The sequence below is a fragment of the Paraburkholderia sp. BR10923 genome, from assembly GCF_040948765.1.
In the GTDB taxonomy this organism is placed as follows: Bacteria; Pseudomonadota; Gammaproteobacteria; order Burkholderiales; family Burkholderiaceae; genus Paraburkholderia; species Paraburkholderia youngii.
Genome location: NZ_JBFPKO010000030.1, coordinates 1 through 12,711 on the forward strand (window position 1 = coordinate 1; position 12,711 = coordinate 12,711).

Genomic DNA, 12,711 nt, shown 5'->3' on the forward strand with positions numbered 1-12,711 from the left:
CATGATCCTCAGAAAGCTGCGGCGTTTTTACGTCCTTGTACTTGTCGCATTGCTCAACCGCTCCGCGGCTTCCGCTTCGACACCATGAACGGCGTCGTCGCCGAAAACGAATTATTCAGACCCGACTGATGAGAGTCCGGTCAGCGTATTCCATCGGGGACCGCCGGCCTCGCGCCGGACAGTGAAGTCCGGAAGCATGGCCGCAATCATTACCTGACCTTCGTTGCAAATGAGAGCCTTGGCAAGCCGGGGGCGTCCATGCATGGTGTACACGGGTCGGGCGGCATGATCAGGCGGCCAGCGCTTGAGGAGCCGGTGTGCTTTCAATCACCGGAGTGCCGTCCTTGAAGGGAATGCCCTTCAGAAGCGGTTCGAACTTGTCGACGCCGCGGATCTTTCTCCAGGTCTGCTCGGCCGCTTCAATCAGCTTGAACGCCACTATCTGCACTAATTGGCGGGGCGGGCAGGCTGATCCTGTATTTCGGCGATCGCGTCTGAAATAGTGTCCCGCATGGCGATTAGGTCGTCTCCGTTAATGACGAACCCCTGCCAGCCAAACCCAGGGTGCCGCAAATGGAGCAAGATACCGTCAGTCATCGTTTCTAGGCTAATCTGCCACGGCGGAAAGGCAACGGACTCCAGTTTCTGATTAAGGTCGGGGGGCGCAGTATCGATCTGCGGCACCATATTCAGACGTACGCGCCCTAATGTCTCGATTAATTTACTTAAATTATTCGCATTCATCCGTACAACGGACTCAGGAAACGCCAATGTTGCGCGGCTGTCTCCCTTTGAATCCAACTCAAATGTTACAACAAAGCACGATGAATCAGCGTCAGGATCTATATCACTCAATTTTGACCTCTCGTTTTACGGTTGTTCCACGCCGGTCGGGGCTGGAGTTTGTTGAGGCGCTGCCTGCTGACGGCGCAGCCTGTCAAGATCGAAAAGGTTCAGCGTTGCCCCCCCTTCAGTTGGACCTGTCGGCCTCGGCGGAACTACCGGATCGTCCTTATCCTTGATGAGATTGTTATCCGATCTATATGCACCCTGCACACCTTGAATGTGATCGTAGCGATTTTGTGTCACCGCAAGAGCAGTAGCCCGGTCTCTGATAATGACAGGGCGCAGGAATACAAGTAGATTGGTTTTGGATCGGGTTTTATTTTCGGAGCGGAACAACGGGCCGAGCCACGGGATATCGCCAAGCAGCGGTACCTTGCTGTTGCTAACAACATAATTGTCCTGCATCAAGCCGCCTAACACAATAATCTCACCATCGTCTGCAAGTACAGTAGATTGAATCGAGCGCCTAGTGAATTGTGGGCCGTTTGGATTGGTCGATACGTCGGTCGTGGAGCCTACGATCGAGGAAATCTCCGTAGCGAGCTGTAATTTTAGGATGCCACCCTCGGTGATCTGCGGTTTAATATCCAGCGTCAAGCCGACATCGACCCGATCAACAGTGTTAAGGGTCGACGGGTTGCTGCCGCTGGTACTTGTGAGACTGGCATAGGATTCCCTTATAACCGGCACGTTTGTACCGACGACAATTTTTGCTTCCTCATTGTCAAGCGAGATGAGGTTTGGTGTCGAAAGAACGTTTGCATCGGAGGAATTTGCAAAAGCTTGCAGCAGAGCGCCAAGACCTTGCACACCGAGGAAATTGCGTACTAGACCTATATTGAGCCCTTGCGATAGCCCTGCAGTCGCGAGACCAGTTGCGCCATTCGCAAGTGCACCGCTCAAATTTACGATGCTGTTTCCGCTTCCGGTCGATAGATTCGTACCGCCTACGACAGTGTTGTTTCCGATCTGCCACTGGATTCCAAGATTTGCGCTGGTATCCGAATTCAGTTCGACAATAAGCGCTTCGATATAGACCTGCGCGCGCCGGGAGTCCAGTTCGTCGATAACTGCACGCAGATTACGGTATACCGGCTCGGATGCCGTGATAATTAATGAATTAGACGCAGCATCCGCTTGGATCATCCCGCCTTGCTGATTATCATCGCTTTTATCTTTATTGTTTCCAAGTAGACCAACCGCACTGTTCGTCCCACTTGAACCAGACTGTGAACTACCAAAGGGAGGCGATGAAGATGAGCCAGAGGGTAATGGCGGCATCCCTGATGTGCCAGTTGAATTGCTGCCGAAGGACGAGGATGAACCGGCATTCTGATTGCCTGTATTTGTGCCCTCGCTTGAGCTCGAACCGGTATCACCGCCTTTGCCGAGCATTCCCCGCAGAGTCTCTGCAAGCTTCACCGCATTAGCGTTACGCAGCGGCACAACGTGCATATTACCAAGTTGCGCAGTCGGCGCATCCAGCTGCTGTGCCAGTTTTTTCGCTTCTAATAGCCTTGCGTCGTTCGACGCACGCACCAATATCGAATTGGTGCGTGCGTCCGCGGTAACCAAAACCTTCATCGTGGCATCGGTGTTCCCAATTGCTCCAGGATCAAGCATCTTTGCGAGTTGCGGTGCCGCATCAAGCGCATTCGCGTTTTTCATTAAGACGACTGCTGAGTGCTGACCCGGTGTGTCAATGCCTGCGATGATTTGTCCAATTCGCTGTACATTATCCGCGTAATCGGTGACAACGATTGTGTTATTCGACGGATAGGCGGATACCGTGTTGTTTGGTGAAATCAACGAGCGCACAACAGGCAAAACGTTGTTGGCCGACGCGTTTCTTAGATGAAGTATCTGCGTGACAACTTGATCGCCGCGTGCAGGTGCAACGTTGCCCACATATGTCGGGACACCCTGCAGCTTTGCATCGGCTTCGGGCACCACCTTCAGAAGACCATGGTCTTGAACCAGAGAGAACCCTTGCATACGCAACGATGACTGTAGCGTCTTGAGAGCCAAGTCCTCGGGCACCGGATTTTCCGACACAAGATTCAGTTGTCCGTTCACACGGGGGTCAACAACGATAGTTTTGCCGGTCGCAGCTCCGATAGCCTTCGCCACCTGATCGATGTCTGCATTGACGAAATTTAGCGTTACCTGCGCATACACGATGTGCGTGGTGATCAACCCAACCGCTAGAAGTGCCATCGCGACAACTCCCAAAACCTTACGATCTCTTCTCATGGAATGTGATGTGTTCCCACCGATTGAGTTGCCCAGACTGGCTGCCGCCGTTCGGCAAGGGTGATGGATTATGCCTAGGGGAGATGACACGAGCACCTCGATTACTGCCTGAGTGAGGGAATGTCATTTGTTAATAGAACGCAAACGTCGTCGCCCTTACAGTGCCATCCCGCTCCGGATCGCATAAAGGTTGGCATCGCCGTGAGCAACTGTACGCCAATCACGGACGCGCTTTGTCCTAGGTCAAACATCGAAGATGGATCTGACCTGTGGCCACGACAGACCAGCGAAAGAGCGTGCGCGCCTTAAATTTGACGCGATCTTATGCAAAAAACGTAATTTTGTGGAATCAAATTGTTTTGATACGTTTTGGAAGTTTCTTTGATAGAAAGCCGAGTGCGATTATGCACATAGGAGATTTCATGAAAAGGCGATAAGGCGCCTGCTCTCAAAACAGATCGATCAGGATGCGCTCCAATCCGTTGGCCGTGTGACCCGTGAAGAGAGCTTTCACGCCATCGAGAGAGTGAACCTGCGGATCAAATTGGTCGACGGAAAGAGGATTCGGGGATGGTTCATTTGCAGTGAACACTCCTCGGTTGGTTGTGGTGCAAATAGCGCAAGGATCGGTTAGAGTGTCGCCCTGACCGATTTGAGAAGCCGCGATGAACAAGCGCTGAAGAGTCTGGACGGGCTATTCGCTGGCCGTCATTTTGACCGTGAGGTGATCATTCTTTGTGTGCGCTGGTATCTGCGCTACAAACTCAGCCTGCGCGATCTCGTCGAGATGATGGCTGAGCGAGGGTTGTCGCTGGCTCACACGACGATTCTGCGTTGGGTGCGCCGCTATAGGTTCTGTCGCGGTAAGAATGAGAGTTTAGAGAGTGTTAGGAACTTTGAAGTACTGACACGGCGTGGACAAGCATGAGCATTGCGAAGACGACGAAATGAAGCCCAGCGAGAGTTTCGGGGAGCCGTTCATAGTCACGTGCGAGACGCCGGAAACGGTTGAGCCAGCCAAAGCTGCGCTCGACCACCCACCGGCGGGGGAGCAGAACGAAACCCTTTTTCGTTTCTTCGAGTTTGATCACCTGAAGGTCAATGCCCTCGTCGAATGCAGCCTGCGCTGGCTCCTTGCCCGTGTATCCCTGATCGGCAAATGCCACCTTGACCGTTCGTCCCGTTACCTGCTGGACCTGCCGCGCAAGCTCCGCTACCTGTGCGCGCTCCTGTTCATTGGCTGGGGTCACGTGCACCGCCAGCAACTGTCCCAACGTGTCTACTGCAATATGTACCTTACTACCGCGCTTGCGCTTATAACCGTCATAACCCGCACGCGGGCCGCTCTCGCAGGTCGACTGTATCGTGCGGCCATCGAGGATGACCGCGCTGGGCTGTCCCCGACGGCCCTGTCCCACGCCTATCACCGAGCGCAGGTCACTCACCATGCTCTCAAAGCAGCCAGCCTGCAACCAGCGTTGAGTCTGCTGATACACCAACTCCCACGGCGGGAAATCATTGGGCAGCATCCTCCACGGCGCGCCGGCACGAGCCATCCAGCGCAATGCATCAAACATGTCGCGCAGTTCGTATTTGCGCTGGGGCGCGTCAACGTCCATCAGCGTCAGATACGGCGCCGCGAAACTCCATTCCTCATCCGACACATCAGTCGGATACCCTTTGCGGTCCGTTGTTTTCATCCCGCCAGGATACCAGGTCTCAATCGAAGTTCCTAACACGCTCTAAGTAGCGCTATGAATGGCAAAATGCAGCGCGGAGGAGTCGATCGTCATCTTCTGGTCGACTAACCGCCGACGCTTCGCGAAAGGTCCGGCGCAATCGTCGCGCCGCTCCTAATGTCGATTCTTGCCTTCGCGCTTCGGTCTTGAGGATGTTATTGGAACAGCAACGCAGACGAAGCCAGCGATGTCGAGCAATTAGGGAGACCCAATACGCATGCTTTCCGGAGGGTTGAACTGCCCCCCTTTTAGCACTCAACACTGAGCCCAGCCCCGAACGGCTCCACCCCTCACCGGATGATGTCATAGCTGTAATCGGTCTTCGAGATGCCAATCGTGCTTGCATCGAGTGTCTCGAAGAATTCATCCAGCAGCGCTAATAGAACGCGTAATGCCCCCGCATACCCCCACGTCGGATAGCGGTGGTAATGGTGGCGGTCGAAAATCGGAAACACGAGTCGGACGAGCGGCGTACCAGTGTCGCGCTCCAAGTACTTTCCGTGTGTATTGCCGATCAGGAAATCCACTGGTTCCGTAAATAGCAGCGAGCGCAAGTGCCATAGATCGCGCTTTGGATAGACCTTGCATCCTTCACCATATGGCGACGCGTCCAGCAATGCCCTAACCTTTTCCGCCCACCCCTCGTTACCGTTCGTCGAGAGAACGTGCACCGGCTCCGCGCCCAACTCGAGCAGGAAGTTCGTGTAACCGAGCATCTGATCTGGATCGCCATAGAGCGCATACCGCTTGCCGTGCAGACTCGCCTGACTGTCTGCCATCGCATCAACTAGTTGCCCACGCTCATTTTCAAGTTCAGCCGGGACTGGTCTTCCCGTCACGCGCGAAATCTCCATGAGGAAATGATCTGTACCTGAAACGCCGACAGGCGCATTCAGTGACACGACTTCGTGGCCATGATCGGCGAGGAACTTGCTGGTCTTCTCACAACAATACTCCTGAAAGACGAACGTTGCCTTGGCGTTCAGCGCACGTTCGACCTCCTCTTTCGTAGTCCCGCCCTCGTACATCCGAAATTCGCCATCAGTCGGCGTGTTCCATGTTCCCGATGGATCGCAAATAATATTCACGCTTACGCCAAATAAATCGAAGATACGCCGAATCTCCTTCATGTTTCCGACCACGAAGCCGTCGAACCCTCCGATAAAGTTCACGCTCTCGTCAGGAACTCGCAAAAGTGGTGCAGTAGTGCCCGCCTTGCCGTCCCAAAAGTACTTCAGGATGCCCAGGAGCGCATTGTCGTAGCCGGTCACGTGGCTGCCGACAAACGCGGGCGTATGCGCGAACGGCACGTCGTAATCTTGTGGCACGCTGCCCTTCTGCTTGCTATTCTTGATGAACGCGTCGAGGTCGTCGCCAATCACCTCCGCCATGCAGGTCGTGGATACGGCGATCATGTCGGGCTTGTAGAGATTGTACGCATTCGCGAGACCGTCGATCATGTTGTTCAGACCACCGAACACGGCCGCATCCTCTGTCATGGACGAACTGACGCACGACGTCGGCTCTTTAAAATGTCGCGAAAAATGCGAACGGTAATAGGCCACGCAGCCCTGCGAGCCATGCACGAAAGGCAGTGTCTTATGGAATCCGTTCGCGACGAATACGGCACCAAGAGGCTGACACGCCTTGGCTGGATTTATGGTCAGGGAGTCACGGGCGAAGTTCTTCAGTTTATAATCTTCTGTCTTCGTCCATTCGGCAACCCGCTTTATCGCCTCGTCGGAATGGTTGAACTCGAAGTTATCTTTCTTATTGCGAAGGAGCTCTTGATACTCCGGCTCGCGAAACAGCAGTTCGTGATCGAGAATTTTGTCGCTTGATTGGGGCATGATTCGCTCCTGTATTGATGTTCTATGCAACCGGCAATCGGCGCGGCCATGCCGCTAACAGCGCTCACGCCGCCTTCTTCCAAGGTGCTTTCGACAGACTCCAGACAGGACTCGAGATCGCCATGTCCATGTCCCGCGCGAAGATAGCGAAGCCGTCGTAGCCATGATATGGGCCAGAATAATCCCAGCTGTGCATCTGGCGGAATGGGACGCCCATCTTCTGAAAGACGTATTTTTCCTTGATGCCGGAGCCGACGAGGTCTGGTCGCGTATGTTCGACAAACTTCTCGAATTCGTAGCCAGTCACGTCGTCGTAAATCAGAGTGCCTTCTTTTATGTGATGCCTTGTGCGCTGGTAGTCGTCATTGTGAGCAAACTCGTAGCCGGTACCGACAACTTCCATCCCAAGATCCTCGTACGCGCCTATTACGTGGCGTGGGCGAAGGCCACCTACAAACAGCATCACTTTTTTCCTCTGAAGCCGCGGCTTATATTTGGCTATGACGGCATCCATCAACGGACGATATTTTGCGATCACCTTCTCGGCATTTTCCATAATGGTGTCGTCGAATCGGCTTGCAATCTCGCGCAAGCTTTTTTCGATCATTGTCGGGCCGAAAAAATTGTATTCGACCCACGGAGTGCCATACTTCTCCTCCATGTGCCGGCTGATGTAGTTCATCGAACGGTAGCAGTGAAGCAGGTTGAGCTTAGATCGCGGCGTATTCTCAAGTTCTGCGAGAGTGCCATCGCCTGACCACTGCGCGATGACCCGCAGGCCCATTTCCTCGAGGAGAATGCGGCTCGACCACGCATCACCGCCAATGTTGTAGTCGCCAATGATCGCGACATCGTACGGTGTGGACTCCAGCGCGGATCGCTGTCTCGGCTCGGTGCGGTCGAATACGCAGTCGCGAATCGCATCGTTTGCGAGGTGATGACCGAGTGACTGCGATACGCCTCGAAAGCCCTCACAGCGCACCGGTACGATCGTGTGCCCGCCGTACTGCGCGCTCTTCCTTTTAGATACTGCCTCAATATCGTCACCGATGAGGCCGATTGGGCATTCGGTTTGGACGGATATGCCCCTGTTCAGCGGAAACAGCTCCTGAATCTCGTCGACGATCTTATCGAGTTTCTTGTCACCGCCGAACACAATGTCCTTCTCTTGGAAGTCGGACGTGAATTGCATCGTGACAAACGCATCGATTCCTGTCGTCCCGACGTAGTAGTTGCGGCGCGATCCCCACGAGTACTGCCCGCATCCGACAGGTCCGTGACTGATGTGAATCATGTCCTTGATCGGCCCCCAGACGACGCCCTTCGAGCCCGCGTAAGCGCAGCCCCGAATCGTCATCACCCCCGGCAAAGACTTGATGTTTGACTTCACACCACAGTCAGGCTTGCCCTGTTCGAAGGAACCCAAATGCTTGGCCCGCCGTTTAGCCATTTTTTCAGGGTAAGCTCGCAGCACTTCGTCAATCAAGGCCTTATTAGCAGCTTTGCGTTCTTCAACCGTCGCGGTCATTGAATATCCTATAAGTGAAGACTGTCATTGGCGGAAACGGTAGCCGCGCGCCGCACGGCAACCGTCGTCCAGCACTCGTCAGGCGGTGAGCTCGGCGGCGGTCTTGCCGACTTGGGACTCATCGACTTGCACCATAATTCCTTTTTCCATCAATAAGTCTTCGAGCTGATCCATCGTGATCGGGGTTGGGATCACGCCATTGCCGCCGTTATGGTGAACCTTCTCCGCAAGCGCGCGATATTGCCCAGCCTGCTCGCTGTCCGGCGCGTACTCAATCACGGTCATCCGACGAAGTTCCGCATGCTGCACAATGTTGTCGCGCGGGACGAAGTGAATCAATTTGGTGCCTAGCATCGCTGCGAGTGATTCGGCCAGTTCAAGTTCCTTGTCGGTTTTGCGCTCGTTGCAAATGAGTCCGCCCAAACGCACACCCCCACTGTTCGCATATTTCAAGATTCCCTTCGAGATGTTATTAGCGGCGTACATCGCCATCATTTCTCCCGACATCACGATGTAAATTTCCTGTGCCTTGTTCTCGCGAATAGGCATTGCGAAACCACCGCAAACGACGTCGCCGAGCACATCGTATGACACGTAATCGACTCCGTCGTAGGCGCCATTCTCCTCAAGGAAGTTGATCGATGTGATGACACCCCGACCCGCACAGCCGACGCCTGGCTCAGGCCCGCCCGACTCGACACAGCGGATATTCTTGTAGCCTATCTTCATAACGTCATCGAGTTCGAGGTCTTCGACCGAACCGGCTTCCGCCGCGAGAGAGAGGATGGTGTCCTGAGCTTTCGCGTGCAATATAAGACGTGTCGAGTCGGCCTTGGGATCGCACCCCACGATCAAGATCTTTTGTCCAAGCTCGCTAAGCGCTGCAAGCGTATTCTGCGACGTGGTCGACTTACCGATGCCGCCCTTTCCGTAGAAGGCAATTTGTCGAAGTTGAGACATTGTTGTACTCCATTGAGATTAGAAGATAAAACTATAGGTGCGAATCAGCACTGAAAAGCCACGACCAAGTCCTCAGCCTGCTGCGTCTATATGGTCTTCTTCTAGAGTCACGCATCGGCCGGAGTGTGTCCGCGCCCTTCGTCCCTGCAACGTCCATGCCACAAGCCCCTGAATCGGCCAAATGCTTGCTCAGCGAGGCCATCCGCAAACTCTCAAATTTCGGCCACCGACAATTTCGACGTCGTCTTCCTGACAAACCGCACGCCGCTTTGCCCCAAATGGACATCCACGTGCAGAGTTGGTGCCCGCTTGACCCGGCTTACCGCAGTATTGGCCAGCATGCAGCATTGGTACGGATGTTGCGAGTTTCCTGCTGCCCGCTGAAAAGGCACGATCCAGCACCAGATTAACGATGCCAAGCTATTTCTCCAATTAGGATTACAAAATGCCTGATACGCTAACCTCTTCTGCACTCAGTGGGACACCATTTGCCCGCCTCGATCGCGAGGGGCGCCTCCTCAACCCCGTCTTTAAGGGCTGCACAAATGCGGCTGACAGGATCGGCTTTCGCGGCGAGCTGGCGCTACGATTTGGGCCTCACCTCGCCGACGAGGCCCGTCCGCCCGAGCTCTCTTGCGAGCAGGTGATGGCTGTCGCGAATGCTGGCGACCCACACGTCCAATTCTTCGCAGGTTGGTTACTGAGTTTTGAACACTTGACGAATGTCGGAGAAGTACTCGGCGAGGCCCTGTCGCACCACGGCAAGTACTTCCTGTTCTGTGACAACATCGATCTGTCCAGTCGCTTTCAGGTGCCGTACAAAGAAGCGACGTTTTATGTTCTGCCGATACTCGAATCGACAGTCTACAACGAGATGCTCGAACTCCTTTACCTGGAGAAGGGCGAACTCAAGAGGAAAGACACTGCCGGGAAGCTCGATGCTATCGTCGATGCGGCGATGCAATTTAGCTTTTCCTTTGACACGATAAGTTACGCGGAAGGCCTCAAACTGATGGGACCGATTCGCGATCCAAATGAAAACAGGCCCGTCTGACGACAGCGTCACGGCAGGTCGCCCGCATGTAATCGCTGCCTCTCGTTTCAGAATGTGACGGCGGTTCCAATCACCTCCACCGGAGTTAAAGCATGTCACTGCGCACCAAGACCGCATCACGTCAAACCGCGTCACTCGAGACTCCCCTACTCGAAAACCCGAGCCACACGCACACGGATATCGCGAACGCCGACGCAGATCTTCATGCACCTCCGTGCGTGGCGGTTGCGAAATGGCTCGATGCTCACGACTTCCCGGACACTCAATCGCGCAGCATTGACGGCAGTACGCCCTTAATGCTGGCGGCGCTGCACGGCGAAGACTACATTGTCGCTGCGCTACTCGAATCAGGCGCACGCATCAGCGCCCTCGACGACGAAGGAAACCATGCGCTGTGGTATGCATGTTTGGGCGGCGCACCAGGACCGATCCTTCGGTTGGTCGGTGCAGGACTCGCTCTTGATCACCTAAACGCGGACGATATGACGTGTCTGATGCAGGCGGCCGCCACCGGTCGAATTGAGGTTATGTGGCTGTTGCTGTCGCTCGGCGCGAATGACAGTCTCGTTGCGCCAGACGGCCGTGACGCCCTCGACATGGCTGCCGATTTGGGACTCCAGTTACTGCACGCGGCACACGAACGCAGGAGCCCCAAATTGGTCTCAGCCGGCGAATCGCCTTATTATGGCCCGGGGAGCGCGCGCGGCGTCTTCTCCGATAATGTTTCCCGCTGACCTGCCCCTCGTCATGCCGCTCTACGACTATGTATGTCGCAACTGCAGGTTGCGCTTCGAAACTCTCGTGCGCACGGACTCGCCCGTGGCCTGCCCCCGCTGTCAGAGCACCGAACTGGAGAAGCAGGTCAGTGCGCCGTCCGCCCCAGCGCGCAGCAGGGCAATCATCGCTGCGGCCCGCCGTCAAGCGGCGCACGAGGGACATTTCAGCAACTACTCGACGGCGGACCGCAGCAAACTGTTGCGTGAGGGTTAATAAAGGCGCAGCGACAACATGGCCGATGTTACCTTCTTCTCTCTTTCCGTCGTTCTACCTAGAGATAGATCGCGGCCCCCGCACCGACGTTGGTCGCCGTGTCCTTCAAAGTTTTGACGATGTACTTCACATCCTGAACAGTAAGCTGAGTGTGCAGCGGCAACGCGAGTGCTCGATCGCCAATCCGCTCGGTATCGGGCAGACAGCCTCGTCGACCTCCAATAGCATCGGCGGCCTTCATGTAATGAAACTGCTCATGCAACGGATAGCTGTAGGCTGCCGTTTCTACCCCGCAAGCCAGCATGTCGTCGATCATTTGAGCACGCGCGCTCTGAGTAAACCTCTTGCCCAGATGCACGACGTAAAGCATCCAATTCACTTCGTCCACGTCCTCCGCCTGATACGGTGGTTTGATGCCTTCGAAGCTCTCCATCGCTTCATGATACCAGGCTTCGACCCGCCTCCGTTGGGCGAGCCGCTCCTCGAGCCCTGCCAGTTGTGCGAGGCCGAGCGCGGCGGTGATTTCACTCATACCCGCCTGCAGCGGCACCCGGGCACCGAGGGAGACCGACTTTCGATCGGCGCTCAGACGTCGCCTTAAGTAACGCAGTTCGTGCGCCAAGCTGTCGTCGTCCGTGACGAGCATTCCGCCCTCTCCCGCACACAACGCGGAGGGTGGCGAAAAGTCAAAAACCGTCACTTTACCGAACGACCCCACGCAGCGCCCACGGTAGCGTGATCCGAGCGCCTCAGTGCTATCCTCGATCAGGCTCAGACCGTTCAGATCGGCAAGCTCGCGCAACGATTGCCACGCGGCAGGATGTCCGTTCGTATTTCCCGCAAGGATTGCACGCGTCCGATCTCCAATCTTCTCTTGTGCCTTCATCGCGTCGAGGCAACCGCTCCAGTAGTCGATATCGGCAAACACCGGTGTCGCGCCGGCGAGGGTGATCGCATGCGCGATCTGATGCCATGTATGCGATGCGCAGATGACTTCATGGCCTTGACCGATGCCGAGCGCACGCATCGCAATCCAAGTGCCGAGCGTCCCGCTCGCCACTGCGACCGCATGGACACGGCCGCTCCAGCCTGCGAATGCAGTCTCAAAAGAATCAAGCATTGGTCCGTCGCTCCAGCACGACGATTGCAGGACCGCGTGAACCAGCTCGATCTCCCGCGGCCCGCACGCAGGCTCAGTAAGTGAAATTCTCTCAGTTTCCATCGTAGACTCCGTCTTCTGCAAGGATGAGCATATTGGCCTTACTTGCGTCTGTTGTCACGGAGACACAGACACCTGTTGACGTCGCGAGATAAACGCGGCGGCCCCGAAACTGGAGGAGGGGTTTTTCATTGACAAGCTCGACCGCGCTAATCCGAATGACTCGCACATCGGGATACGACTTCCGCCAAGTTGCGGCAGCCTCCGGCAGCGTCGGTTCGCTCAGAATTAATTCGGCGATAGTACTGATCTGATCTGCTGTAAGTGCCATG

The 12,711-nt window shown here is 55.4% G+C and carries 12 protein-coding genes and 1 pseudogene; 4 read left to right on the top strand and 9 right to left on the bottom strand.

Features of this window, described 5'->3' with window-relative positions; genetic code table 11:
- Window positions 1-289 precede the first annotated feature (289 nt).
- From AB3X94_RS35105 to gspD, 3 genes are read right to left on the bottom strand one after another with little or no spacing between them, the layout of a single operon-like run.
- A complete protein-coding gene (locus tag AB3X94_RS35105) occupies window positions 290-439 on the bottom strand; it encodes a hypothetical protein (RefSeq protein WP_246392557.1) in 150 nt (49 codons plus the stop codon).
- Window positions 440-447: 8 nt separating this feature from the next.
- Entirely contained in the window at window positions 448-855 is a 408-nt protein-coding gene (locus tag AB3X94_RS35110) for a hypothetical protein (protein WP_176112392.1), read from the bottom strand.
- Window positions 856-870: 15 nt separating this feature from the next.
- A complete protein-coding gene (gene gspD, locus AB3X94_RS35115) occupies window positions 871-3,099 on the bottom strand; it encodes a type II secretion system secretin GspD (protein ID WP_368594350.1) in 2,229 nt (742 codons plus the stop codon).
- 676 nt (window positions 3,100-3,775) lie between these two features.
- On the opposite strand from gspD, the pseudogene AB3X94_RS35120 reads away from it, so the two are divergent.
- A pseudogene (locus AB3X94_RS35120) lies at window positions 3,776-3,949 on the top strand (IS6 family transposase); the annotation flags it as partial.
- 37 nt (window positions 3,950-3,986) lie between these two features.
- Here AB3X94_RS35120 and AB3X94_RS35125 read toward each other — a convergent pair.
- The 4 genes from AB3X94_RS35125 to nifH all read right to left on the bottom strand — a co-directional run bounded on the left by AB3X94_RS35125 (window position 3,987) and on the right by nifH (window position 9,176).
- The gene (locus tag AB3X94_RS35125; RefSeq protein ID WP_368613929.1) at window positions 3,987-4,799 is read right to left on the bottom strand and encodes an IS5 family transposase; all 813 of its coding nucleotides are present in this window, start codon (window positions 4,797-4,799) and stop codon (window positions 3,987-3,989) included.
- 329 nt (window positions 4,800-5,128) lie between these two features.
- Complete coding sequence (gene nifK, locus AB3X94_RS35130) at window positions 5,129-6,688, bottom strand: nitrogenase molybdenum-iron protein subunit beta (protein WP_368613930.1); 1,560 nt, start codon at window positions 6,686-6,688, stop codon at window positions 5,129-5,131.
- Window positions 6,689-6,752: 64 nt separating this feature from the next.
- Complete coding sequence (gene nifD / locus AB3X94_RS35135; RefSeq protein WP_368593697.1) at window positions 6,753-8,216, bottom strand: nitrogenase molybdenum-iron protein alpha chain; 1,464 nt, start codon at window positions 8,214-8,216, stop codon at window positions 6,753-6,755.
- Between the two features lie 78 nt (window positions 8,217-8,294).
- A complete protein-coding gene (nifH, locus tag AB3X94_RS35140) occupies window positions 8,295-9,176 on the bottom strand; it encodes a nitrogenase iron protein (protein ID WP_176112424.1) in 882 nt (293 codons plus the stop codon).
- A gap of 445 nt (window positions 9,177-9,621) precedes the next feature.
- Between nifH and AB3X94_RS35145 the strand changes: the two genes are divergently transcribed.
- From AB3X94_RS35145 to AB3X94_RS35155, 3 genes are all read left to right on the top strand, one after another.
- The gene (locus AB3X94_RS35145; RefSeq protein WP_368593698.1) at window positions 9,622-10,230 is read left to right on the top strand and encodes a hypothetical protein; all 609 of its coding nucleotides are present in this window, start codon (window positions 9,622-9,624) and stop codon (window positions 10,228-10,230) included.
- Between the two features lie 92 nt (window positions 10,231-10,322).
- Window positions 10,323-10,964 (top strand): ankyrin repeat domain-containing protein, encoded by a 642-nt coding sequence (locus AB3X94_RS35150; RefSeq protein ID WP_368593699.1) that lies wholly within the window; start codon window positions 10,323-10,325, stop codon window positions 10,962-10,964.
- A 13-nt stretch (window positions 10,965-10,977) separates the two neighbouring features.
- Window positions 10,978-11,220 (top strand): zinc ribbon domain-containing protein, encoded by a 243-nt coding sequence (locus AB3X94_RS35155; protein WP_176112427.1) that lies wholly within the window; start codon window positions 10,978-10,980, stop codon window positions 11,218-11,220.
- A gap of 58 nt (window positions 11,221-11,278) precedes the next feature.
- On the opposite strand, the gene AB3X94_RS35160 is transcribed toward AB3X94_RS35155, so the two are convergent.
- Window positions 11,279-12,442, bottom strand: coding sequence for a DegT/DnrJ/EryC1/StrS family aminotransferase (locus AB3X94_RS35160; protein WP_368613931.1), 1,164 nt, complete (start codon window positions 12,440-12,442; stop codon window positions 11,279-11,281).
- A complete protein-coding gene (locus tag AB3X94_RS35165) occupies window positions 12,432-12,710 on the bottom strand; it encodes a hypothetical protein (RefSeq protein ID WP_176112429.1) in 279 nt (92 codons plus the stop codon). The genes AB3X94_RS35160 and AB3X94_RS35165 overlap by 11 nt, the downstream gene beginning before the upstream one ends.
- Window position 12,711 lies beyond the last annotated feature (1 nt).

Coding starts and splice junctions, on each gene's coding strand:
- gspD (WP_368594350.1), bottom strand. CDS start 3,099: ATGAGAAGAGATCGTAAGGTTTTGGGAGTTGTCGCGATGGCACTTCTA.
- AB3X94_RS35125 (WP_368613929.1), bottom strand. CDS start 4,799: ATGAAAACAACGGACCGCAAAGGGTATCCGACTGATGTGTCGGATGAG.
- nifK (WP_368613930.1), bottom strand. CDS start 6,688: ATGCCCCAATCAAGCGACAAAATTCTCGATCACGAACTGCTGTTTCGC.
- nifD (WP_368593697.1), bottom strand. CDS start 8,216: ATGACCGCGACGGTTGAAGAACGCAAAGCTGCTAATAAGGCCTTGATT.
- nifH (WP_176112424.1), bottom strand. CDS start 9,176: ATGTCTCAACTTCGACAAATTGCCTTCTACGGAAAGGGCGGCATCGGT.
- AB3X94_RS35145 (WP_368593698.1), top strand. CDS start 9,622: ATGCCTGATACGCTAACCTCTTCTGCACTCAGTGGGACACCATTTGCC.
- AB3X94_RS35150 (WP_368593699.1), top strand. CDS start 10,323: ATGTCACTGCGCACCAAGACCGCATCACGTCAAACCGCGTCACTCGAG.
- AB3X94_RS35155 (WP_176112427.1), top strand. CDS start 10,978: ATGCCGCTCTACGACTATGTATGTCGCAACTGCAGGTTGCGCTTCGAA.
- AB3X94_RS35160 (WP_368613931.1), bottom strand. CDS start 12,442: ATGGAAACTGAGAGAATTTCACTTACTGAGCCTGCGTGCGGGCCGCGG.
- AB3X94_RS35165 (WP_176112429.1), bottom strand. CDS start 12,710: ATGGCACTTACAGCAGATCAGATCAGTACTATCGCCGAATTAATTCTG.